The organism is Allobosea sp. 05T433 (assembly GCF_056396065.1).
In genome coordinates, this window is record NZ_JBFTKS010000026.1 from 1 (window position 1) to 22,801 (window position 22,801).

The 22,801-nt window shown below is 65.8% G+C and carries 26 protein-coding genes; 10 read left to right on the plus strand and 16 right to left on the minus strand.

The annotated features are described in order from the left end of the window. From AC1DGP_RS27185 to AC1DGP_RS27195, 3 genes are all read left to right on the plus strand, one after another. The coding region (locus AC1DGP_RS27185; RefSeq protein ID WP_476832718.1) for a hypothetical protein at positions 1–262 on the plus strand (262 nt) is incomplete at its 5' end. 149 nt (positions 263–411) lie between these two features. Continuing rightward, positions 412–819 (plus strand): helix-turn-helix domain-containing protein, encoded by a 408-nt coding sequence (locus AC1DGP_RS27190; RefSeq protein WP_441506889.1) that lies wholly within the window; start codon positions 412–414, stop codon positions 817–819. Next, entirely contained in the window at positions 816–1,100 is a 285-nt protein-coding gene (locus AC1DGP_RS27195; protein ID WP_441506888.1) for a BrnA antitoxin family protein, read from the plus strand. Before AC1DGP_RS27190 ends, AC1DGP_RS27195 begins: the two co-directional genes overlap by 4 nt. Before the next feature lie 199 nt (positions 1,101–1,299). On the opposite strand, the gene AC1DGP_RS27200 is transcribed toward AC1DGP_RS27195, so the two are convergent. The 5 genes from AC1DGP_RS27200 to AC1DGP_RS27220 all read right to left on the minus strand — a co-directional run bounded on the left by AC1DGP_RS27200 (position 1,300) and on the right by AC1DGP_RS27220 (position 6,398). Continuing rightward, positions 1,300–1,560 (minus strand): DUF7696 family protein, encoded by a 261-nt coding sequence (locus AC1DGP_RS27200; RefSeq protein ID WP_113518572.1) that lies wholly within the window; start codon positions 1,558–1,560, stop codon positions 1,300–1,302. Between the two features lie 169 nt (positions 1,561–1,729). Then, complete coding sequence (locus tag AC1DGP_RS27205) at positions 1,730–2,200, minus strand: hypothetical protein (protein ID WP_441506887.1); 471 nt, start codon at positions 2,198–2,200, stop codon at positions 1,730–1,732. Positions 2,201–2,298: 98 nt separating this feature from the next. Beyond that, positions 2,299–3,324 carry a helix-turn-helix domain-containing protein gene (locus AC1DGP_RS27210; RefSeq protein ID WP_476769922.1) on the minus strand — a complete coding sequence of 342 codons (1,026 nt, stop codon included), beginning with the start codon at positions 3,322–3,324 and terminating at the stop codon, positions 2,299–2,301. Positions 3,325–3,747: 423 nt separating this feature from the next. Beyond that, positions 3,748–5,922, minus strand: coding sequence for a xanthine dehydrogenase family protein molybdopterin-binding subunit (locus tag AC1DGP_RS27215; RefSeq protein ID WP_441506885.1), 2,175 nt, complete (start codon positions 5,920–5,922; stop codon positions 3,748–3,750). An 11-nt stretch (positions 5,923–5,933) separates the two neighbouring features. Continuing rightward, complete coding sequence (locus AC1DGP_RS27220; protein ID WP_441506884.1) at positions 5,934–6,398, minus strand: (2Fe-2S)-binding protein; 465 nt, start codon at positions 6,396–6,398, stop codon at positions 5,934–5,936. 458 nt (positions 6,399–6,856) lie between these two features. Between AC1DGP_RS27220 and AC1DGP_RS27225 the strand changes: the two genes are divergently transcribed. Further along, positions 6,857–7,087: a hypothetical protein gene (locus tag AC1DGP_RS27225; protein ID WP_441506883.1), complete on the plus strand. Its 231-nt coding sequence runs from the start codon at positions 6,857–6,859 to the stop codon at positions 7,085–7,087. Positions 7,088–7,143: 56 nt separating this feature from the next. Continuing rightward, positions 7,144–8,064, plus strand: a complete 921-nt coding sequence (locus AC1DGP_RS27230) for a cation diffusion facilitator family transporter (RefSeq protein ID WP_441492947.1) — start codon at positions 7,144–7,146, stop codon at positions 8,062–8,064. A gap of 54 nt (positions 8,065–8,118) precedes the next feature. Here the strand turns inward: AC1DGP_RS27230 and AC1DGP_RS27235 are convergent, their stop codons facing one another. Beyond that, positions 8,119–8,292, minus strand: a complete 174-nt coding sequence (locus AC1DGP_RS27235; protein WP_441492948.1) for a hypothetical protein — start codon at positions 8,290–8,292, stop codon at positions 8,119–8,121. Positions 8,293–8,701: 409 nt separating this feature from the next. Between AC1DGP_RS27235 and AC1DGP_RS27240 the strand changes: the two genes are divergently transcribed. After that, entirely contained in the window at positions 8,702–8,899 is a 198-nt protein-coding gene (locus AC1DGP_RS27240; RefSeq protein ID WP_441492949.1) for a hypothetical protein, read from the plus strand. Between the two features lie 50 nt (positions 8,900–8,949). Here the strand turns inward: AC1DGP_RS27240 and AC1DGP_RS27245 are convergent, their stop codons facing one another. Then, positions 8,950–9,510, minus strand: coding sequence for an NADPH-dependent FMN reductase (locus tag AC1DGP_RS27245; RefSeq protein WP_476832719.1), 561 nt, complete (start codon positions 9,508–9,510; stop codon positions 8,950–8,952). A 396-nt stretch (positions 9,511–9,906) separates the two neighbouring features. On the opposite strand from AC1DGP_RS27245, the gene AC1DGP_RS27250 reads away from it, so the two are divergent. Next, positions 9,907–10,662, plus strand: coding sequence for a HugZ family pyridoxamine 5'-phosphate oxidase (locus AC1DGP_RS27250; protein WP_441506882.1), 756 nt, complete (start codon positions 9,907–9,909; stop codon positions 10,660–10,662). A gap of 143 nt (positions 10,663–10,805) precedes the next feature. Here AC1DGP_RS27250 and AC1DGP_RS27255 read toward each other — a convergent pair whose 3' ends face one another. The 6 genes from AC1DGP_RS27255 to ehuB form a co-directional block, all read right to left on the minus strand. Continuing rightward, entirely contained in the window at positions 10,806–11,831 is a 1,026-nt protein-coding gene (locus AC1DGP_RS27255; protein WP_476832720.1) for an amino acid ABC transporter substrate-binding protein, read from the minus strand. A 135-nt stretch (positions 11,832–11,966) separates the two neighbouring features. Beyond that, positions 11,967–13,151: a cystathionine beta-lyase gene (metC, locus tag AC1DGP_RS27260; RefSeq protein ID WP_441506880.1), complete on the minus strand. Its 1,185-nt coding sequence runs from the start codon at positions 13,149–13,151 to the stop codon at positions 11,967–11,969. A 91-nt stretch (positions 13,152–13,242) separates the two neighbouring features. Next, positions 13,243–14,394 (minus strand): amidohydrolase, encoded by a 1,152-nt coding sequence (locus tag AC1DGP_RS27265; RefSeq protein ID WP_441506879.1) that lies wholly within the window; start codon positions 14,392–14,394, stop codon positions 13,243–13,245. A 98-nt stretch (positions 14,395–14,492) separates the two neighbouring features. Beyond that, complete coding sequence (gene ehuD / locus AC1DGP_RS27270) at positions 14,493–15,152, minus strand: ectoine/hydroxyectoine ABC transporter permease subunit EhuD (RefSeq protein WP_476832721.1); 660 nt, start codon at positions 15,150–15,152, stop codon at positions 14,493–14,495. After that, complete coding sequence (locus AC1DGP_RS27275; RefSeq protein WP_069881362.1) at positions 15,142–15,801, minus strand: amino acid ABC transporter permease; 660 nt, start codon at positions 15,799–15,801, stop codon at positions 15,142–15,144. Before AC1DGP_RS27275 ends, ehuD begins: the two co-directional genes overlap by 11 nt. A 28-nt stretch (positions 15,802–15,829) precedes the next feature. Continuing rightward, a complete protein-coding gene (ehuB, locus tag AC1DGP_RS27280; RefSeq protein WP_441506877.1) occupies positions 15,830–16,705 on the minus strand; it encodes an ectoine/hydroxyectoine ABC transporter substrate-binding protein EhuB in 876 nt (291 codons plus the stop codon). A 345-nt stretch (positions 16,706–17,050) separates the two neighbouring features. Here ehuB and AC1DGP_RS27285 point away from each other — a divergent pair, with 345 nt between their 5' ends. After that, positions 17,051–18,094 carry an alpha/beta hydrolase family protein gene (locus tag AC1DGP_RS27285; RefSeq protein ID WP_476832722.1) on the plus strand — a complete coding sequence of 348 codons (1,044 nt, stop codon included), beginning with the start codon at positions 17,051–17,053 and terminating at the stop codon, positions 18,092–18,094. Here the strand turns inward: AC1DGP_RS27285 and AC1DGP_RS27290 are convergent. The 3 genes from AC1DGP_RS27290 to AC1DGP_RS27300 all read right to left on the minus strand — a co-directional run bounded on the left by AC1DGP_RS27290 (position 18,084) and on the right by AC1DGP_RS27300 (position 21,079). Then, positions 18,084–19,163 (minus strand): helix-turn-helix domain-containing protein, encoded by a 1,080-nt coding sequence (locus AC1DGP_RS27290; protein ID WP_476832723.1) that lies wholly within the window; start codon positions 19,161–19,163, stop codon positions 18,084–18,086. The two genes, AC1DGP_RS27285 and AC1DGP_RS27290, sit on opposite strands and share 11 nt — an antisense overlap. A 219-nt stretch (positions 19,164–19,382) precedes the next feature. Next, the gene (locus tag AC1DGP_RS27295) at positions 19,383–20,258 is read right to left on the minus strand and encodes a LysR substrate-binding domain-containing protein (protein WP_441492961.1); all 876 of its coding nucleotides are present in this window, start codon (positions 20,256–20,258) and stop codon (positions 19,383–19,385) included. A 104-nt stretch (positions 20,259–20,362) separates the two neighbouring features. Beyond that, positions 20,363–21,079 carry an amino acid ABC transporter ATP-binding protein gene (locus AC1DGP_RS27300; RefSeq protein ID WP_476832738.1) on the minus strand — a complete coding sequence of 239 codons (717 nt, stop codon included), beginning with the start codon at positions 21,077–21,079 and terminating at the stop codon, positions 20,363–20,365. A 747-nt stretch (positions 21,080–21,826) separates the two neighbouring features. Between AC1DGP_RS27300 and AC1DGP_RS27305 the strand changes: the two genes are divergently transcribed. After that, positions 21,827–22,195 (plus strand): hypothetical protein, encoded by a 369-nt coding sequence (locus AC1DGP_RS27305; RefSeq protein ID WP_476832724.1) that lies wholly within the window; start codon positions 21,827–21,829, stop codon positions 22,193–22,195. 151 nt (positions 22,196–22,346) lie between these two features. Further along, positions 22,347–22,655: a BTB/POZ domain-containing protein gene (locus tag AC1DGP_RS27310; RefSeq protein ID WP_441506873.1), complete on the plus strand. Its 309-nt coding sequence runs from the start codon at positions 22,347–22,349 to the stop codon at positions 22,653–22,655. Positions 22,656–22,801: the final 146 nt, after the last annotated feature.

Sequence of the window (22,801 nt, forward strand, 5' to 3'; positions counted from 1 at the left end):
GCCCGAAAAGTGGTTTCCGGTTTTCGGGCCAGCCGATGCCGGCAGCAAAGGTTCATCGGCCCGAAAAGTGGTTTCCGGTTTTCGGGCCAGCCGATGCCGGCAGCAAAGGTTCATCGGCCCGAAAAGTGGTTTCCGGTTTTCGGGCCAGCCGATGCCGGCAGCAAAGGTTCATCGGCCCGAAAAGTGGTTTCCGGTTTTCGGGACAGCCGATGCTGGCACGGGAAGTCCGATGGCCTGGCAGGTTCGGACACAGACGGACTGACGCAGAAGGGAGCGCGCTGCGGGGCGCTCCCTGTTTTTCGACGGTGTTCCTTCCAACCAGAGACCCGGCTGCGAGTGCACTCATCAAACATACTTGATAATAATCGTATATGGTGATAATATCACCATATGAAATCATATCAATGCCGAATGGCCCGTGCGGCCCTGAACTGGAGCATGCCCGAGCTGGCGCAGAAGGCCGGTGTCGGCGTCAATACCGTCAACCGTTTCGAGGCGGGCCAGGATGCAAGGATGAGCAGCGTCGAGAAGATGCAGGCCGCCTTGTCCGAAGCCGGCGTCATCTTCATCGCCGAGAATGGCGAGGGGGCCGGCGTGCGGCTGCGGAAGGGCTTTGTGCCCACAACTGTCCCGACAGCGTCACATGCCTCGCTCAAGGTCAGCGCCAGCACGGTGCGGGCCCGCGCCGCACGCGCGGCGGACCACGCCATGAGCGAGATGGACGCAAGCACGGCAGAGAAGACGGAACGCCGCGAGCGATTGACCAACGAGCCTGACGTCGTCAGGAAAGCCCGCAGCAAGAGCAGGGACGCATCATGAACCACGACAGACCGCGCCGGCCGACCAGCGCCCGCGACCAGGCCGAAGCCCTGTTCAAGCCGGCCGCGCCGAAAGCGCCACCCGTGATCGAGAAGCGGCCGGCGCTTCCCGGCGCCAAGGAGATGGTGACGCTGCGGATCGACCGCGATGTCCTCGATCATTTCCAGAGCGGCGGACCAGGCTGGCAGGACCGCGTCAACGACGCGCTGCGCCAGGCCGCGGGCCTCGTCGGCGATGACACGCTGAAGACCGAGGATCTCAACTCGTCGAATGACGGCTGAGACGAGCGGCGACGGGCCGCGCCGCCCGAGCATGCTGCGAACAAGCGGCAACGGTCTTTCGCACTGAGCATGCCCTGAACCATTGGTGTCGATCATGTTTTCTGCATTTTGACGATTTCGTCCAAATGCGGCGTGATCTAACGATCTGTGATTGCTTCGGCTTTCCCGAAAACCGCAATCCACTTTTCGGGCCGATGCTTTAGGTCTTGTTCTTGAGACCGTGCAGGCGGATGATTTCGGCGCGAAGCTTGGCCACCGCCGCCTCGCCGCGGACGCCCTTGATGCCGCGCTCTTCGCGATCGGTCGAGCCGGGAACGCCATCGAGGAAGGTGTTGCGCTTCGCGGTCGGCATCGCCAGCAGATAGGCGATCTCGCATTCGTGCCGCCACTCTTCCGACGAGGTCGAGACTTCGCGCCCGGCGAGATGGGACCAGGCGAAGGAAGGGGCAGGGGCAGACAAGGCGAATCTCCTGAAGTGACAGAGTAGCCTTTGTCATTCCCGTAGCGCCGTGACGAGCCGAACGTCGCGGCATCCTCACATGTTTCTGTCCAACTGCCGGTTCAGCGGCCGCATCCGCATTCGGTTCGCCACCGCGATGGAAACCTGGAATCCCGAGCCCGACCTGGGCTCATGACGTCTGGCGCTGCGGCTGTTTCCTGTTCGCACGTCGCTCGCTATTACGGCGCCTCGCGCCTGTGCCCTGCCAGCCGCCGAGCATGTCGAAGACCTCCAGCCCATCCCACGCTTCGTCCTCCTGCGCGCGGCGTTTCGCCAGCGTCACGAGCGCCCAGGCCTTGCGTAGGACCCGGCCCAGAGCGGAAGGCTGCGTCGGCGCGGAATGCGCCCCCGGCGCTCCGCCATCTTGCGGTCTCTGCATGAAATCGTCGCGCCCCACCCGGTGCTTCTTGCTTGGGCCTTCTTGCCGAAGGCCGGCTTTGATTGTCTTCGGGCAGATCGTCGCGATTTCCAGGGCCAGCCGGAAGGTTTCAGATCTCATCCGCAACGCTCGATCCGCGGTATCGATCGCGCTGTCACGGCCCCGAACCGCGAGGAGCCGCGCATTGGGACGTCCAGTCATCAAGATGAGATCGGCGGGCAAGGTGCGGCGTCGCCCGCTCCTGTAGAGCTTGAGGGCAGTTCGACGCCGGGAGGCCAGGGGGGCGCCGCTGATGGGAGTTCAGACCCAGAATCGCCGGTTCAGACGCGCGATGAGCGCTCTCGTCCTGCTCCCGCCCACGCTCGGGTGCGAGCGGAGGCGAGCCAGGCCTCGGCCGTCGACCCCCCGGCTGCGATATCCTGCTCCGCCCAGGTCAGATATGCCAGATTGCCATGGGCGTGCAGGCTCGAGGCCTGAGCCGCGCTTGGGCTCATGCCATAGCGCTTCCGGAACGCACGGCTGAAATGGGCCTCGCTGCGAAATCCGTGCTGATGCGCGATCGCCGATATCTTCAGCCTTCCCGCAGACCTGATCATCACCTGCAGGCTGGCGCTCAGCCGGATCCCGACCAGCCAGCGCCGCACGCCGCCATGGGCCTCGAACGACCGGAACAGTTTCGAGCGCGAGACGCCCAGCGCGGCCATCAGGTCGTCTGGGCCGAAATCCGGGTCGGACAGCCTGCCTCGGGCCAGCCGATGAGCGCGATCGAAGAGCGGAACATCCTCGCGTTCCTTTCTCGGCCCGCCGGAGGGAAGGGCGGTTGCGGCAAAGCGCAGGATGCCGTCGACGGCCGACTGCGCCTGGTCGACGCTGAGCCCGTCGATATGCTCCACCAGGGCCCGGATCAGGGTGCCGAGAAGCTTGCCCGCACTGCTTTGGGCCGTCAGCACCATGCCATGCACATCGCCCTGAAGCCCGGCCGGCGCGCTGGCCCTGTCGAAGGTGAGCGTGATCCCCTCATAGCCGGGCGTACGGGATTCATAGGGCAGCGAATAGTCGACGGCGACGACATCGCCTGGACCATGGCTGCGCTTGCGACCGTCATAATCGGCGACTGCGCTTCCGCGTGTCAGCACATAGAGCGACATCTGGGAGATCGGCCGGTCGTCAATGACGCGCTGGCTCCGGGACATGGACATCGCCGATCCGCCATTGATCTGCACGAAGGCCTCGGGGAGCTGCCAGGAGCGGCCGTGGAAATCGAACTGGGCCGGGTCTGCATCGGCCGGTATGGCGCAGTCGACCAGGCGCGACAGCGCCGTCTTCCAGGCCGCGAAACACTCCATGCCCGGGGGGAACGGCCAGGCAATGCTGCGCGAGGCGCATGTCTGCGAATGGGTCTCGGGCCTGGGCAGAGGCGCCGGCCAGGGGCGTCCCGCGACAGGGCGGCCGATCGCGCCGCCAGATGCCGAAGCCTGTGAGAATGGGGACGGGGCGATCTGCGCTGCGCTGGGTCGATTTGAGATAGTCATATGTCCCCCCGCGGTTCCCCGTTGGCCCATCGCTGGGAACGAGGCGCTTTGGGAGAACTCTAGTCGAGGCGGCGTATTTACCGGCGTTAATCCGGCGTTACACGACCGTTAATCTTGCGCGCCGCACCTTCAGGCCGTGCGGGATGTGACTTTCGAGAGACTGTTGGCAGCCAGCCCCTGCTGTCGTGGCGACGGCCCGGCCGACCAGTGGGGCATCGGGCCGGGACCTGCTGGCGATCACCCAGCCGTCAGCATCTCGGGCTTGATCGGCAGCTTGCGGAGCCGGATGCCGGTTGCCGCATGGACCGCATTCAGCACCGCGGGCGTGAGCGCCGACGTGCCGGGCTCGCCAAGCCCGCCGGGCGCCTCGCTGCTCGCCACGATCTCGACCTCGATCGTCGGGGCCGCATCGATGCGGAGCATCTGGTAGGTGTCGAAATTGGTCTGCTCCACCCTGCCATCCTTGAGGGTGATCTCGCCGTACAAGGCCGCGGTGATGCCGAAGACGACGCCGCTTTCGATCTGCGCCGCGATGGTGTTGGGATTGACGGCGACCCCGCAATCGACGACCGCGACGACGCGGTCGACATGGACATCGCCGCTCTTCGAGACCGTCACCTCGGCGACCTCGGCGAGATAGCTGCCGAAGGATTGCGACAAGGCGATGCCGCGCCCCTGGCGTGGCCCCAGCGGTTTGGCCCATCCTGCCTTCTGCGCGGCACGTTCCAGCACATGGAGCGCACGCGGATTCCCAGCCAGAAGGGCGCGTCGATAGTCGAGCGGATCCTTCTTCGCGGCCGCGGCGAGTTCGTCGATGAAGCTCTCGACCACATAGACATTATGGGTCGGACCGACGCCGCGCCAGAATGCGGTCGGAATTCCCGGGGGTTCGACCCGGACATAATCGACATGCATGTTCGCGATTGCGTAGGGGATTTCGGCTGCGCCTTCCACCGCGTCGGGATCGACGCCGTCCTTGACGGCCGACGGGAAGTAGCGGGCCATGATCGACGAGCCGGCGATGCGGTGGCTCCAGGCGACCGGCATGCCCCGGGCATCGAGCCCGGCACTGATCCGGTCGTAGTAATAGGGCCGGTACATGTCGTGCTGGATGTCCTCTTCCCGGCTCCAGACAACCTTGACCGGGCCCTTGGATTGCTTGGCGATGAGCGCCGCCTGGGCGATGAAATCGACTTCGAGCCGGCGCCCGAAGCCGCCGCCGAGCAGGTGGTTGTGAATCCGCACCTGCTCCGGCTTCAGTCCGAGATGTTTCGAAACGACGAGCTGGGCGATATCGGGAACCTGCGAGCCGACCCAGATATCGCAGCCGTCGCTCGTGACCTCGGCGGTACAGTTGATCGGCTCCATCGTGGCATGGGCCAGGAACGGGGCCTCGTAGATCGCCGCGACCCTGGTCGCCGCCTTGGCGAGGGCGGCAGTCACGTCACCTTCGCTTGTGGCAACGGCGCCGGGGCTTTCCGAAGCCGTTGCGAGGGCGGCCACGATGTCGGCCATCGAGGTGGCCGCATGCGGTCCATCGTCGAACCTGACAGCGCAGGCCTCCAGGCCCTGCTTCGCCGCCCAATAGTGATCGGCGATGACGGCGATGGCGTTGTCGAGCTTCGCGACCTGATGGACGCCCGGAACCTTGAGCGCTGCCGCCTCATCGAAGGATGCGACCGTGCCGCCGAACACCGGAGAGGCGGAGACGGTGGCGACCTTCATGCCGGGCAACCTGACGTCGATGCCGTAGATCGCCGTGCCGTTGACCTTGGCCGAGGCATCGAGCCGCTTGGCCGGCGTGCCGATGATCCGGAAGCTGCCGGGGTCCTTGAGCGTGACATCGCTCGGGACAGTAAGCTTGGCCGCGGCGTCCACGAGCTCGCCATAGCCGATCCGGCGGCTGCTCGCGGCGTGGACGACATAGCCCGGCTGCGTCGTCAGACTGCCTGCATCCACGTTCAGCCTGGTCGCGGCTGCGGCAATCAGCATCTTTCGCGCGGCCGCACCGGCCTGGCGCAGCGGCAGATAGAATGCGCGGATCGAGGTCGAGCCGCCCGTCATCTGCACGCCGGAGATCAGGGGATTGCCGTAGAGCTTTGCATTCGCTGGGGCGGGCTCGACCGCGACATTGCTCATGTCGACGTCGAGCTCCTCGGCGACCAGCATCGGCAGCGAGGTGTAGGTGCCCTGACCCATCTCGATCATCGGGGAGATGACGGTCACCTTTCCCATGCGGTCGATGCGGATGAAGGCCCCCGGCGCAAAGGGTTTCGCTTGCGCGGGATCGGCTGGCTGGGCACCCACCTGCAAGGGCCCACCGATCATCAATCCGCCGCCGACGGCAGCGCTGGCATGGAGGAATGCCCGACGCGAAACGACGTGATCCCCGAGATTCTCTGCATGTGCCATGGCTCTGGCCCTCACCGCGCGCCAGCGATGGCCGCGGCCTGTTTGATGGCTTCGCGAATGCGCAAATAGGTGCCGCAGCGACAGATATTGCCGGACATGGCGGCGTCGATATCGGCGTCCGTGGGCTTTGGATTGCCGGCGAGGAGCGCGCTCGCCGACATGATCTGCCCGGATTGGCAGTAGCCGCATTGCACGACTTCCAGGTTCAACCAGGCCGCCTGGATCGCCTTGCCGGCTGGCGTCTCACTGATCGCCTCGATCGTCGTAACGGACTTGCCCGCGGCATCGCTGATCGCCGTGATGCAGGAGCGGGTCGGCTCGCCGTCGATATGAACGGTACAGGCGCCACATTGGGCGATCCCGCACCCGAATTTGGTTCCGGTCATGCCGAGAATATCCCGGATTACCCAGAGCAGCGGCATGTCGTCGGGGGCATCAACCGCGAGGGAGTGGCCGTTTATGGTGAGATCATGCATCGCGCATCCTCCTCGGCCTGCCCTGGTCGTGCTGATGAAGCTGTCTATCCGGCACCACACCGCCGGGAATGCCAATTTCGGGGGCTCGGAAGTCCGCGGCCGGAACCACCGCTGGAGCCATCGGCACGCATGGCGGTCTCCCCAGCGCGTTGGCAAATCGTTGGCTGATCAGAGGCACGGGACGGAGCATGATATTCGCCGATCGGGCGTCATCGCAGGACGGACTGCGCCCCCAAAACATGGCGGGAGTATGGAAGGGGAAGGGTGGGCGGCGGCACCGGGACTCCGCCCCTGCGAGCAGGTCCCAGTGCGGCGTCGCTCATGGACCGGCCTGGCGTCCGCTCCCGTCCCCTGGCTGGCCTTCGACGCTGCGCGCTTGCGCCCCGCTCCCGGGCGATACGGAACCAGCGCCTCACCCCGGCAGTTCCGTTTCGACACGCAACGGAGGAGTGAGCCCCATGAGACCCGTCGACGTGATCGCAAAATACGCCGGCGTCGAGATCGGCGTGCTGCTCCGTGCGCGTGACAAATATGCCGGCGAAGCCGAGACTGTCTACTGGATGGATTATCCATCGATCGAACACGCCCTGGAGGCCGTCGCAGAGGACCTGTTCGAAGGACGGGTGGAACAGATCACCGCCGATGGCCAGCCGCTGACCCAGGAAGAAGTGAGTACATTGACCCATTAGGGCGGCGCCGGGCGAGCCCTTCGCGGCGCTGACCGAACCAGGCGGGAATCACCGGCATGGCAGCGCATACCGGCTCGCACAGGGTGATCTACGCCGCCCTCGCTGGAAATCTGCTGATCGCCGTGACGAAGTTCGGGGCGGCCGCCTATACCGGCAGCTCGGCGATGCTGTCCGAGGGCATTCATTCCCTGGTCGACACCGGCAATGGCCTGCTCCTGCTCTATGGCCTGAGGCGCGCGGCGCGCCCGCCTGACGCCTTGCATCAGCTCGGCCACGGTCGCGAACTTTATTTCTGGAGCTTCATCGTCGCCCTGATGGTCTTTGCCGTCGGGGCCGGCGTGTCCTTCTACGAGGGTGTTCTTCACATCCTCGAGCCCCACCACGCGACAAATCTCCTGGTGAACTACGTCGTGCTCGGGCTGTCGCTCGTCTTCGAGGGCTATACCTGGCGCGTCGCACTCAAGGAATTCCGCAAGACCAAAGGCAGGCTCGGCTACCTCGACGCTGTCCGTCAGAGCAAGGATCCGACCGTCTTCTCCGTTCTCTTCGAGGATTCCGCGGCCTTGATCGGCCTTGCCATCGCATTCGTCGGCATCACGGCGGCCGCATGGTTCGATCAGCCGATCCTGGATGGCGTCGCCTCGCTCGGCATCGCCGCCGTTCTGGGAACCACCGCCATCTTTCTCGCCCGTGAAAGCAAGGCGCTGCTGCTCGGCGAGGCCGCCATTCCGGAGGTTCAGCGCGCCATCCTGGAGATCGTCCGTGCCGACGAAGAGGTCAGGACGGTCAATGGCATGACGACGGTCCATCTCGGTCCCAACGAGATCGTTGTCGCGCTGAGCCTCGAGTTCGAGGATGATCTGACCACGAGCGGGATCGAGGCGAGCGTCGAACGGATCGAAAGACAAATCCGGGCGACCGAACCCGCCGTGACCTCGGTCTTCATCAAGCCCAAGGCCGCAGCCAGGCGGGTCTGAAGCGCCACTGCGAAACTGGATCGCACCAGCGCGTTCCCCGGACGCGCCAGCCCGTCAGTGCTGCTGCGAGGCAGGCGGCCCATAGCGCAGCACGGCTGCCTTGAGCCTGCGCAATTCTATCGTTCTGATCGGGCTTGGTGGCTTGCTTTCAAGCTGTCCGATCCGCTCGCAGATCAAGCGGAACTCGCGATCGGTCCGGATGGCGAGCAAGACAGGAATCTCGGGCATAGGCGAGGCCTCCGGCGTGGCTGCATCCCCAAAACGAGGGCAGTGTGCAGCCATCGATCCCTTCCTGGCAACCCTTCGAAATTGCCTGCCGGAACAGCACGGGGCGCGGCTCGTCCGAGAGCGCGGGGCGCCATTCCGGCTTCGCTGGCGATGCTGCAAGGGGGCTTCCCAGGCAACCACCTGGATTGGCTCCCGGGAAGGCCGGTGCCGTGGCAGCGAGAGGGCCGAAAGGGCAGGGAACATGCGCGCCGCCCAATCGTTGAATCCAGGTTGTTCCGTTGATCCAGATCGTTGCGTTGCGGTGTCGAAGATGGGTGTTCTGCCGAAAGCGTATCATCCGAGATGGCGGCCCAGCTGGTCTTTCGGTCGCAAGGCGATCCTGCCGGCACGCCCGCGCTCGATCGCGGCCATGCCGACCGAACTCTATCGCGAGCCCTGCGAGGACGGGGACGGCAACCGCTACACGGTGATTGTCTGGCGTCTTTACCCGGGCCTGAGCAGCACCTCCTATACGCTCGATACCGGCGCCCTGGTGAACTATGTCGACGGGCGCAGTTTCGAGATCGCCAGGACAGGGGTGATTATCACCCGGCTGGATTGCCTGTAGGCTCGGGATGCGTGACGGTCCCGCGCGGGGGCCGCCGCCGCCGGGGGCGTTCAGCCAGCCTGTGACGCCACGAAGGTAGAAAAGCCGGCCAGAAATCCGCGCAAGCGATCCCGGGTGGCGGGGTCGCTCAGTTCACCCGCTTCATCGAACAGATTCTGCGCGCGCGAGACCAGCATGCGCCCCTCGAACCAGGGACGGGTGCCGAGCGTCCGCAGCACCGGCAGCCAGGCCTCCTGCGCGAGCACGGTGCCGAAACCACCCATCGAGGCTCCCAGAAACGCGACGGGGCGGCCACCAAAGAGCGGGCCGATATCGCTCGCCGGGCGCGATAGCCAGTCGATCGCGTTCTTCAGCACGCCGGGGATCGAGTTGTTGTATTCCGGCGTGAACAGGATCAGCCCGTCAGCCTGGGCGAGTTGCTGCTTCAGGACCTGAACGGCGGGCGGAATGCCGGTCTCGGCCTCGTCATCGGCGTTGTAGAGCGGGATACCGGCAATGGTGCCCTCGACCAGCTCCGCCCCGTCAGGCATCGACGCCCGGGCCGCCCGCAGCAAGGCGCTGTTGTACGAGCCGCGTCGCAGGCTCCCTGAAACCCCGAGAATGCTGACCATTGCCTGTTTCCCTTGGCTTGTGCGGCGGCGGATATCCGAAGCGCCGGGAATACCGGTTGCCGGCACCGGCGGCCAGCATGGCAGCTTCATGGCCCGCCAGCTGAATGTCGATCTCTCCCGGTCGGCCGGTCGTCACATGCGGCGCGATCGGGGGGGCGGCCAGGCCCATGCGCCAGCTATTCGGGGGCGGGGTCGAGGAAGGGCGCCGATGGCCGCCCGATGAGGGCCTGTTCCAACGGAGCGGCGCATCACATCTGCCGGGGTTGAATCGACCTTACGGCGCCATGGCCCGTAGGCAAGGTGCCTTGAAGCAGGGCCGGCTCGCGCCATCGGAGCTATCGGTCGAGCGCGGCAGGGATGTAGGTCTCGGCCCGCTCAACCCACGCGAGACGCACCATGCAGCTGCAGCCGACGACCCCGATCACGCCCCGTGGCATCGAACTCAACCTGGCTGCTGCCCGCCCCTTCGAGGCCATGCAGGAAGCCCGGAGCCTGCTGAGAACGGCGCGGCTCGTCGCCCTGGCAACGCTCGATCCGCAAAGCGGCTATCCCTATACGATGGCGACCAACCTGGCGGTCGAGCCGGACGGCACTCCGTTCTTCTTCGTCGCGAGGCTCGCCGTTCACGCTCGGAATATCGAAGCCGACAACCGTGTCTCGCTCGGGCTCGCCGAAGCCGGCGCTCCGGATGCGCTCACGCGCCCACGCCTGACGCTGGTCGGCCGCGCGCATCTGATGCCGGCTGCCGAGGAGACTGACGCGAAGGAACGATATGCTCGTCGCTACCCCAAATCGAAGCTCTATCTCGATTTGCCCGATGCCTGCCTCTATCGCGTCGAGGTCGAGGCCCTGCAGATCAATGGCGGCCCGGCCCAGAACGCCAATGAAGTGACGGCAGCCGCCTTGAAGACGGAGCTTTCCGGGGCGGAAGCATTGATGTCGCGCGCCGCAGACGAGATCGATCGCCTGAACAGCTCGGCGGCCGACCTCGCTGCTCTCGTTGCGCTTGCGGGAAACGGCCCCGGCCAGTGGCGCGTCAGCGGCCTCGATCCGGACGGGATCGAACTGTCGACCAGCAGGGAAACCGTCCGGCATTGGTTTGTCCGCCGCGTCACAAGTCTCGACGAGCTGGCCGAGCAGTTGCCGCGCTGAACCCGATTCCGCGCTGTCGCAGAGGGTCAGGCGCGCAAGCGGCAGGACCGCCTCGTCTGCCGGCGCAGGCCCGAGGCGGCTCGCTCTTTGCGCCGTGTGATCGGCTCATCGTCACGCCGCCGAGGGTGGCGTGACGCCTGCGCTCAGCGGAAGGGCGGGCTGTATTGCAGGCCGCCCTTGGTCCAGAGCGCATTGGGCCCGCGCTGCAGCTTCATCGGCGGGTTCAGGCCGAGATGGCGCTCGAAACTCTCGCCGTAATTGCCGACGGCCGAGACGACGCGCACCACCCAGTCGTTGCTGACGCCGAGCGCCTCGCCATATTTGCCGTCGCGGCCGAGGAAGCGCCGGATCTCGGGATTGGTCGCGTTCGCGGCAAGCTCCCTGGCATTGGCCTTGGTGACGCCGAGCTCTTCGGCGTTGATCAGGGCAAACAGCGTCCAGCGCACCAGGTTGAACCAGACATCGTCGCCGCTGCGCACCCAGGGACCGAGCGGCTCCTTCGAGATGATCTCCGGCAGCACCGCATGCTCGTCGGGATTGCGGAACTTGAGGAGATTGGCCGAAAGCGCCGAGACATCGGTGGTGTAGGCGTCGCAGCGTCCGGATTCATAGGCCTTCAGCGCCTCTTCGGGGGTGCCGAAGGCGGCGACCTCGTATTTCATCCCGGTGCGCCGGAAGAAGTCGGCGAGGTTGAGCTCGCTGGTCGTGCCCTGCGCCACGCAGATCGAGGCGCCGTCGAGCTTGGTCGCGCTGGTCACGCCCAGGCTCTTGTGGACCAGGAAGCCCTGGCCGTCATAATAATCCACAGCCGTGAAGGTGACGCCCTGGCCGGAATTGCGCGCGAGCGTCCAGGTCGTGGTGCGCGGCAGGACGTCGATCTCGCCGGCCTGGAGCGGGATCAGGCGGTCCTTCGAACTCAACGGCACGAAGCCGGCCTTCTCGGAATCGTCGAAGACCGCCACGGCGAGCGCGCGACAGATGTCGATATCGAAACCCTGCCAGCGCCCGGCTGCATCCTGCGTCGAGAAGCCGGGAACGCCGTTGCTCGTGCCGCAGATGATCCTGCCGCGATCGCGAATGGTCTTGAGCGTGTCCGCCGCCTGGGCGGAGGCCGCAGCACAGGTCGCGACGAGCGCGGCGGCCGCAAGCCGGATGAATGGGCGTGTCATTGAAGCTTCCCTCTCTGTTTGTTTGTTCTTGCTGTTCTTCTTGCTGTTCTTTGTGCTGGCTGGTTCTGGGCAAAGTTCTCCCTGGCGGCGGAAGCCTGCTCCCGCCGCGTCGGTCTTCGGTCCGGAACTTTTGTCTCAGGCGACCCTGGCGGCCGGCCCGCGTTCGAGCGCGACGAGCAGCGCGTCGAGGTCGTTCCAGAGGTCGTCGGGATCCTCGATGCCGATGCTGATGCGCAGCACGGTGCCCTCCGCCGTCCAGGGGCTGACGGTACGGTCACCCTTGACCGCCATCGGCGCGATCAGGCTGCGCGTGCCGCCCCAGGAGGCGCCGATCGCGAAAATCTTGAGCGCGGTCAGCGCCGCTTCGAGATCCGCCTCGGCAACGGGTTTGAGGACGACGCTGAAGACGCCCGATGAACGGCCCATGTCGCGCTTCCAGAAGGCATGGCCGGGGCAGGAGGGCAGGGCCGGGTGCAGCACCGTCTCGACCGCCGGCGAATGCGTCAGCCGCCGGGCGAAATCCTCCGAGATCTTGCCGATATGGGCGAGCCGCAGGCCCATGGTCTCGATGCCGCGCAGCGCGAGCTGGCATTCATCCGGCGAGACGCCGACGCCGAAGGCGCGCAGCGTCTCCTTCATCTTCTCGCGCAGCGCCATGTCGGAGACGGTGACGGAGCCGAGCAGCAGGTCGGAATGGCCGCCGACATATTTGGTCAGCGCCTCGCAGGCGAAATCGGCGCCATGGGCCAGCGGCTTGAAGAGCAGCGGCGTCGCCCAGGTGTTGTCGCAGCCGACGAGCACGCCCTTGGCCTTGGCCGCCTTGACGATGGCGGGAACGTCCTGGACCTCCATCGTGCCGGAGCCGGGCGACTCGACCCAGACCAGCCTGGTGGCGTCGTCGATCAGGTCGGCGATGCCGGCGCCGATCAGCGGGTCATAGACGCCGTAATCGATGCCGCGCGGCTTCAGGTATTCCTCGCAGAAGCTGCGCACCGGCGGGTAGACATGGTCGGGGATCAGCACCTTGTCGCCGGGCAGCAGCACCGAGAGCATGACGATGGTGACCGCGGCCTGCCCCGAAGGCACCAGCACGGTGCGGACCCCGCCATGCAGGGCGGTGAGCTGCGCCTCCAATGTGCGCGTCGTCGGCGTGCCGTGCAGCCCGTAGGTATAGCCGTCGAAGCCGCGATATTTGCGGGCCGCGAAGCTCGCGGCATCCTTGTATACGATGGTCGAGGCGCGATGCGTTGGCACGGCGAGGCTGGCATAGCCCTCCTCGTTGACGGCCGGGTGGTGAACGCAGCGGGTGAGGTCGTGCATGGCTTGATCCCTTTCGAGGGACAAGCTGTAGGCGGCTGGCAAAGCGAGACAATCAGGCTGCGGGCATGAGACGATGCCTGGCCCTTATGGCTTACGCGGCATCCGCGAGCGCGCGCCTGGCGACCTCGCTCATCCAGCCGACGCAGACCGGCAGGATCGCGTCGTTGAAATCGTAGCGGGCATTGTGGAGCTCGCCCTCCGGACCGGCCGGGCCGTTGCCGATCCAGACATAGGCGCCCGGCCGCTCCTTGATCAGGAAGGAGAAATCGTCGCCCGTGGTGCTCGGCCGCACGTCGCGCCGGACCGGCGCCCCGATCGCCTGTCCCGCCTGCACCGAGAGCGCGGCTTCCGCCGGAGTGTTGATGATCGGCCTGCCGGTCGACAGGATCTCGACATCGGCCTGCATGCCATAGGCCTCGCAGATGCCGGCGATGATGCTCTCCATCCGCTTGATCACCGCCTCGCGCACCTCGGGCCGGTAGGTCCGCAAGGTGCCGAGCAGCGTCACGCTTTCCGGGATCTGGTTGCTGACGACGCCGCCGCTGATCTGGCCGATCGAGAGCACGACCGCGTCGACTGGATCGACATTGCGCGCGACGATGGTCTGGAGCGCGACGATCAGGTGTCCGGCGGCAACGATCGGGTCGCGGGTCTGGTGCGGGATCGCGGCATGGCCGGCAAGCCCGTGCAGGGTGACGCTCCAGCGCCCGCCCGCCGCCATGACCGGCCCGTCATGCACCGCGATGGTGCCGGCCTCGAGCCCCGGCCAGTTATGGAAGGAGAAGACGCGCTCCATCGGAAAGCGCTCGAACAGCCCGTCCTGGATCATCGCCTTGGCGCCGACGCCGTTCTCCTCGGCCGGCTGGAAGATGAACTGGACCTGGCCCTTCCAGCTTTCGTCGCGCGCCAGCGTCGCGGCCGTGCCGAGCAAGGCGACCGTATGGCCGTCATGGCCGCAGGCATGCATCGCGCCCGGAACCTGCGAGGCGTAGGGCGCCGTGCTCAGCTCCTGGATCGGCAGCGCGTCCATATCGGCGCGTAAGCCGACGGTCCGGTTCGAGCCCGGCCGGGACAATGTCGCGACGACACCGGTGCCGCCGACGCCCGCGACGAAGGGAATGCCCAGTTCGGTGAGTTTCTCCTGCACGAAGCGGGCGGTGGCATGCTCGTGCTCGGACAGTTCGGGCTGCGCATGCAGCTGGCGGCGCCATTGCGTGAGCTGGTCGAGAAAGGCCTGGTCCATGATCGGTCTCGGATGATGCGGGTTGCGGCGTGCCCGGGCAGAACGCGGCGCCCGGGCAGGATTCAATGCTCGGGCAGGATTCTTGGCCTGGACGGAACTCAGCGCTGGGCCGAGAGCGCGAGACGCGCCTCGAATTTGCGGATGAGGAAGGAGAGCGTGACGGCGATAGCGAGGAAGAGCGCGCCGACGACCGCCATCGGTTCGCCATAGCGGAAGGTGTCGGAGGCGATGTCGAGGGCCGAACCGAAGGATTCCGGCACGGCGATAACCGCGAGATAGGGAGTCGATTTGAAGATCGAGATGAAGTAATTGCCCATCGGCGCGGCGATGTTGCGCAGCATCTGGGGCGCGATCACCAGCAGCACGGTCTTGGTCCGGTTGAGCCCGAGCGCCTTGGCGGCCTCGAACTGCCCCTTGGGAATCCCGTCGATCCCGGCCTTGAACACCTCGGCGAGATAGCCGCAGTAATACAGGCTGAGCGCGGCGACGCCGACGACGAGGGCGGGCAGCTTGATGCCGTAGACCGGCAGCACATAGTAGAGAAAGTAGAGCTGCACCAGCACCGGCGTGGAGCGGATGAAGTCGATGACGAAGCGCATCGCGTAGCGCATGGGCTTGCTGGAGCGCCTGGTGATTTCCAGCCCGAAGCCGAGCAGGGCGGCAAATACGCAGCTGAGCAGCGTGACAGCGAGCGTCGTGGTCAGCGCGCGCCCGATCGGCGGCACGATCGAGAGGGCGAAGGCGGGATCAAACGTCATGGGCGAATTTCCGCCCGGCGCCGACCTTGCGCTCGAGCCAGCGCCCGACGATCGTCGCGGGATAGCAGAGCACGAAATAGGCGACGAGAAGGCCGGTATAGACCTTCACCGGGTCGTAATGGAGCTGCGAGATTTCCTTGGCCCGGAAGGTCATGTCGCTGAGCGTGATCAGCGAGACCAGCGCCGTGCTCTTCACCAGCTGGATGAACTGGTTGACGAAGGTCGGCATCATTGCGAGCAGCGCCTGCGGCAGCTCGATCAAGAGCAGGATCTGCCAGCGCCGGAAGCCGAGCGAGCGCCCGGCCTCGGCCTGGCCGCGGTCGAGCGACTGCAGGGCGGCGCGCACCGCCTGGCTGCCATAGCCGCCGATATTGAGGCCGAGCACCAGCCCCCCGACCGCGAGGCCGGAAAGCCGGATGCCGAAGCCCGGCAGCGTGTAGTAGAACGCGTAGAGCAGAATGATCACCGGCGACGAGCGCCAGAACTCGATCACCGCGGTGATCGCGGCATGGGGCCAGCCGCGCGTGCTGAACTGCAGCACGCCGGCGATGAAGGCGAAGGGCACGGCATAGGCCATGCCGAGCAGCGTCACCGAGGCGGTGACGCCAAAGCCCTGATAGATCCCGGCAAGGACGTCGGCGAAGCTCATGATCGGGCTGGCGTTTTTGGGCCGGTGCTCACGGCTTTGCCGCGCAGAGATCGGCGGTCGAGGCCTCGGGCGGCATCTCGGCATCGGTGAAGCCGTATTTCGCCATGATCGTCTTCATGGTGCCGTCGGTCTTCAGCGTCGCGAGCCTGGCGTTGTAGAGCGCCTGCAGCTCCTTGTCCTTCGGCGCGAAGACGACGGCGGTCGCCATCATGTATTCCTGCCCGCCCGGCTTGACATAACCCTTGAAGGGCAGGGCGCGCTCGATCGCGTTCATGCCGCCGGCTTCCATCAGCCCGGCGACGCTCGGCGCCGACAGTGTCGCGGCATCGACGCGCCCGGCCAGCATGGCGCTGACCACGGCCTCGTTGTTCGGAAAGAGCAGCAGCCGGTCTTCGGGGACGCCGGCGGCCAACGCGTTCTTCGCATTCTCCGTGCCGCGCCCGCCGCCGAGCTTGACGTTCGGGTTCTTCACGATGTCCTCGTAGCTGTGCAGCTTGAGCGGGTTGCCCTTGAGCACGAGTAGGCCGTCGCCGGCCGAGAGGTCGGGCTCGCTGAACAGCACCTGCTGGCAGCGCGCCGCGGTGATCGCGACGCCCGACGCGATGATGTCGAAGCGGCTGGCGAGCAGGCCGGGGATCAGCGCGCCGAAATCGGCGACGGTGAACTCGATCGCCTTGACGCCGAGCGGGGCAAGCGCGGCGCGCACGAGGTCGGGGTGATAGCCGACGACATTGCCGTCCTTGTCGCGATAGCCCCAGGGCGAACGGTTATGGATGCCGATGGTGATGGTCTTGCCCGAGAGAGTCTTGAGATCCGGCTGCTGGGCCTGCGCGGTCCAGCCGCTCAACGCAGCCAGTCCGAGGGCGGCGACACCGAGCGCCAGGCGCCGGGAAGGAAAGCTCATCGGTAAATCCCCTGTCATTGGCTGAGGCTGCGCCACGCTCTACGGCCGTTTGCAGCGCGGCCCCGGTCATCCCTGCAGGCCGAGCCTGCTGCGAGGCACGATAGCGGCGGGTCGGTTCGCGACAATCAGGCTGGGGAAATAGCTTGATGCCTAAATCTTATACCTGCTGGTCCCTTCCAGCCGGGACGCATCCGCGAGCGCTCCGGGGTTCCGCGTGGCTGCCCGCACGGGCGAGGGGCGGGGCGAAGGCGGAATCTGGCGGAAAGCGGCGTTCTCGATCGCGTTCGAGGTCTCGGGAGAGCGGATTTTGAAACATGCCGGCCGCTCATTCCATCGGAGACTGCCATGTTTCAACGCTCACTCCTTCAACGCTCACTCCTGGCGGCCGGGTCATGGCTGCTGACCACGGTCCTTGCGCATTCCGCTGACGCCATTGGGTTTCTGCAGACGACGCTCGACCCGAAGGGGAAGCGGCCGCTTCAGGTTAGCATCTGGTATCCGACGAAACAGGAGGGCAAGACCGAGATCGTCGGAGACAATCCCGCCTTCCATGGGGTTCCCGTCATTCGCGGTGCCGCGCCGCTCTCGGGTGAACTGCCGCTTGTCGTCCTGTCGCATGGCTATGGCGGGAGCTGGCGCAATCTCTCCTGGCTTGCTGCGGAGCTGGCCGCACGCGGCAGCATCGTCGCGGCTCCGGACCATCCGGGCACGACGACATTCGACATGCCACCCGCGCAGGCGGCGATGCTGTGGGAGCGCCCGCGTGATCTGAGCCGGGTCATCGACGCCGTGGAACGCGATCCGACGCTCGCGGGCAAGGTCGATATCAGCCGGGTCTCCGCGATCGGCCATTCCCTGGGAGGCTGGACGGTTGCGGAACTGGCCGGGGCACGCTTCGACACGAAACGGTTCGAGACCGATTGCAAGGCCAATACCAGCCCGCGTGCCTGTGTCCTCAGGGGTGAGCTCGGCCTGGACAAGCGCGAACTCGAAGGCAACCTGGCCGACCCGCGCCTCAAGGCGTTCGTGTCCCTCGACCTCGGCCTTGCAAGAGGCTTTACGCCCGAAAGCCTGGCGAGCCTCGACATGCCGGCGCTTGTGATCGGCGCAGGGATCGATATCGACGGGTTACCCGCGAAGTTTGAATCCGGCTATCTCGCGGAGCATCTGCCGAAGCCGTCCGCGACCTCGGTCACCATTCCCGACGCGACGCATTTCGCTTTTGTCGGGCTCTGCAAGCCGGATGCCGTCGCCCTCATCGAAAAGGTCGAGCCCGGCAGCGGCATCATCTGCAGGGATGATGGAGCGCGTGGCCGCGACGAGATCCACCGTGAGATCGCCTTTCTCGTGATCGGCTTTCTCGCCAGGTCCATTCCGGTCAGGCCGTAGAACGGCTGGTCTCCCCGGCAGGCGCACCGCCCGCGCGGCGATACTCGCTCGGCGTCGTGCCGGTCACGCGCGCGAATTCCCGATTGAAATTCGATTTCGTCTGGAAACCGCACTCGAACATCACCCCCGTGACCGGCAGGTCGGTTTCTCCGAGCAAGCGCATGGCTTCGCGAACCCGATATTCATTGACGAGTTGCGGCAAATTGCGGCCAAGCGTGCGGTTGATCGCGTTCGACACGGATCTTGAAGGCAGCCCGAGGCGGCGGGCAAGGCGGTTCACGGTCAGGTCCGGATCGCGATAGATCGTCTTCTGGCGCATCGCGGTCTCGACCATCGCCATGATCCCGACGTCCTCCTCCGTCGCGGAGGCCGACGCCGCCTCGTTCGGCCGATGCTCGGGCTCCTCGGTGCGGGCCGGGTCGGATCGATCGAGGGGCTCGTCGTCCGGGACGCTGCGGCCGATCACCGCGATTGCATAGGCGATGACGGGAAGGAGGAGGAGGTTGCCGACTGCCACGATCACGGCCGCGTGGCTGCCCTGATGGGACCCGAAATCCGCGGCGATCAGAAGATCGATGATCCCTGAGCAGATCAGCAGCAGGCCTATGACGGAAACCGCCCTGCGCGCGCCCTGGGCATCGGAGAGACGCACGCTCTCGAACTGATCGGGCCCGGCATGGCCGTGGCGAACCAGGGCCGCGCCATAGCCGAAAAAGAGCAGGGCGAGAATGAGGTCGATCGGCGCCTGCCAGCGCTGCCACAGGCAGGACAGGATGAGGATCGCGACCGGGGCCAGAACATGCAGCCAGGATCGCAGTGCGGGAGGCTGCCGCAGCCTTGCAAAGCAGAGCCAGGCGATGGGCGGCAGCAATGCCGCCATGACGGGCTGCAGGAACCGGACCCAGGGGGCGTCGATCGTCCAGCGCAAGCCGACCGTGACCACCAGCAGAATGCAGGTGCCGATGAAGAGAGTGACCGGTTTGAGGAGGGGCCTGTCCTGAAGGAAGACCCGGATAAGCAGGATCGTCAGCAACAGCGCCACCACGAAGGGCAATGGTATCGCAGGCATCCGGTGATCTCTCATCCCTATCGGGTTCAGGCAGGCGATTGACCGGCTTGATGCCGCAATCCCGGCCTCATGTCTCCCAGGCTCAGGTCACGTCGTTCAGAGCATGCTCGATGCGACCTGGAGCATCGGACCGAAAAGTGGAATCCGGTTTTCGGAAAATCCGACGCTTAAACAATGGGCTAGATCGCCCATCTTGCGTCCGAACGGACGCACGGCGAACTAGCGCGAGGCGAGCAGGCAGTCGATGAAATCGCGCACCAGCTGCGATTTTGGCCGGTCGAGCGGCAGGATCAGCAGGCTCTTGCTGTGCACTGCCGGTTCGAACGGCTTCAGCACGATCCGGCTCATATCGGCGCCGGCGACCGCATAGGGGCTGACCAGGCCGATGCCGACGCCTTCGGCGACGAGCGCACAGACGGTTGCGGCATAGATCGTCTCGACCACGACATGCGGGCTGACTTCGGCCTGGTGAAAGACCAGGTCGAGCCGCTGGCGGGTCCGGTCCTCCGGCACATAGGCGACGAAGGGCTGGCGGTGCAGGTCATGCGGCGTGATCAGGTCGCGCTCGGCCAGCGGATGCTCGCGCGGGATCGCGCAGAGCACGCGCGGCGAGACGAAGGGCTGGTGCAGCACGCCGCTGACATCGATCTCGTCGGCGGCGAGCCCGATATCGAACTGGCCGGAGACGACGCCGTCACGCACGTCGCGCGAGGGCAACACCATCAGGGTGACGCCGATATCGGGATGGCCCTCGCGGAAGCGCCGGACGGCGCGGGGCACCAGCGACGAGCCAAGCGCCGAGAGCGAGCCGATCCGCAATTGTCCCGAGCCATGGTCGCGGATGCGGGCAGCCGTGGCCCGGAGCGTGTCCATGCCGCGAAACGAGGCCTCGACCTGCGCATAGAATAGCTTGGCCTCGGGCGTCGGGATGATGCGGTTGCGCACCCGGTCGAACAGCAGGAAACCGACCGAGCGCTCCAGTTCGGCGATGGTGCGGCTGACCGCCGGCTGCGTGATGCCGAGCAACTCGGCTGCGCGCGAGACGGTGCCGGACTTCATCACGGCGGCAAACGTCTCAAGCTGGCGGTGATTCAAGTCATGGCACCTCGGCAGGGGGCCGGCAGATTACACCGGCCGCGCCCCATGGCGAGGCGCGTTCGAACGCGCCGGGCCTCCGGTGGATGCAAGGCTGCGCGCCCTCAATGGAGAATCTGCGACAGGAAGAGCCTGGTGCGTTCGTGCTGCGGGTTCTTGAAGAAGGCGTTGGGCTCGTTCATCTCGACGACCTGGCCGGCATCCATGAAGATGACGCGGTCGGCGACCTGGCGCGCAAAGCCCATCTCGTGGGTGACGCAGAGCATGGTCATGCCCTCCTCGGCCAGGCTCACCATGGTGTCGAGCACCTCCTTGACCATCTCGGGGTCGAGCGCCGAGGTCGGCTCGTCGAACAGCATGATCTTCGGGCTCATGCAGAGCGMGCGCGCGATCGCGACGCGCTGCTGCTGGCCGCCCGAGAGCTGGCCCGGATATTTCAGCGCCTGCTCCGGGATCTTCACGCGCTTGAGATAGTGCATGCCGATCTCCTCGGCATCCTTCTTCGGCATCTTGCGCACCCAGATCGGGGCGAGCGTCAGGTTCTCCAGGATCGTCAGATGCGGGAACAGGTTGAAGTGCTGGAAGACCATGCCGACATCGCGGCGGATCTCGTCGATCTTCTTCAGATCATTGGTCAGCTCGGTGCCATCGACGATGATCTGGCCCTTCTGGTGTTCCTCGAGCCGGTTGATGCAACGGATCATCGTCGACTTGCCCGAGCCTGAGGGGCCGCAGATCACCAGCTTCTCGCCGCGCGCCACCTTCAGGTTGATGTCGCGCAGCACATGGAACTCGCCATACCACTTGTTGACCCCGATCATCTCCACGGCCGTATCCGTGTTCAGGGAGGTCTGCTTCAGCTGTCCGTGGGCCGAGCATAGGAACCGGGCCCCGGCGGGCAATCCGCCGGCAGGCATGACTTCATGCCGGAATGTTATGCCGCCGGGCGAGGGCGACCGCGACGCCGGGGAACGCCCCTCAGCGGCGCCGTCGATGGCGCCGCTGCTCCAGGCGAGGCTCCCGTTCTGACCCGGCTGCTCCATGGGCGCAGGGCGCGGCGGCGATTGGCCCGGGCGCCATGCCGTGATCGCATCGACTGTGGCATCCCTGCTCCTTGTGGACTCCGGGCGGGTAACAAAAGCGTAATCGGGTAGAGAAAACCCTGTACAAATTTGCGTATTTGACGTTTCACTGCCCCGCTTTCTCAGAGGATATCAGGCTTTTAAAAGGTATTCATTCCTCTGGTGATTTTTTGATCATAAAATCTGTCCGAGATTAAAGTTTGATCGGAAAGATCTGACTGTAGTGAGTATTTTAGTTGCAGTTCTTGGTCATCGTCCACTTCTGGTAGAGGGCATCGCAGCTCTGCTGAAACGTCGCGCGGGATCGCGAGATCGTCAGCGCAGTCTTGCTCGGCGAGATGACGATCACGAGGCCTGCACGAAACCGGATGGGCAGGATGGGGGCTCGCAACGCGTCGAGGCGGTGATCGCAGCACGGGCGTTACCGCCCGGGCGTGCCTGAACTCTGCGCCGACCCGTGACCGGATGGAAGGACTGCCGATGCACATGATCCCGATCGTGGCCGCTGTTTCCGCCCTCGCACTCACCGGTGTCGCCCAGGCCCAGGCTCCGCCTGAAGAAGCTGCTGTCGACCGCGAGGTCGGGCTCAGTCCCGTGGCTGCATCGGGACCCTTGAGGAACCGGTCGGTGATCGTCGTCGATATCCGCGCGCTGCCAAAGCCGGAACGGCTACGCGTCACCCGGATCGTCGCAGCACGCGGCGATGACGAACTGCAGAAGCTCCGGACGGCGATCGATGCAGCACCGCTCCTCGCCCTTGCGCTTCGGGCGCAGGGGCTGTCATCGCTGCAGGTGCTCGTCGCCGAGACCGGTGCCAATGGGCGGCTGACCCTGATCACCAGGAAGAGGTTCTGACGGCGATGGCGGCCGGCAGCGCCAGGGGGCGTGAACGCCCTGGCCTCGTCGCGGCGGCTGTATTCCCGGCTGGCGACCTTATCGGCATGACCCGGCAACCCCATATCCTGGCGACCGGCGCAAGCGCGCAACCGGCCAGCCGGAGGCGTTCATGGACATCGTCGTCACGCAGCTCGAGCACAGCGTTTGGGAAATGAAGGACCGGCTCGGTCGCCATTTCGGAACGATTGTCGCGGAGCGGGATGACGACTTCTGGATCGGCCCGCAGAACCGCGGCGTGCTGGCGCTCCCCATGATCCGGTTCGGCCCCTACGCCTCGCTTGGCGCCGTGATGACCGCTATTCAGGCCTATATGCGCTACGAGACCGGCGACCTCAATCAAAGGACGAGCTTCGCTCCGCGGCGCCCCCGCGATCGCTTCACGGTCGTGCCTGTCAGCCCGTCGGCAGGCCGCGCCTGAGGCGTGGCCAAGATGACGCGGGCGGGCTGCTTGCTTAATCCGCCGATTGAGCGTCCAGTGAAGCGGCCGTCTCGCTTCGGACCGAACTGAGACCAGCCCCGACGCCGACCTTGCCTCGGCCCACCGCAATTCCAGTCGAGCCCGGC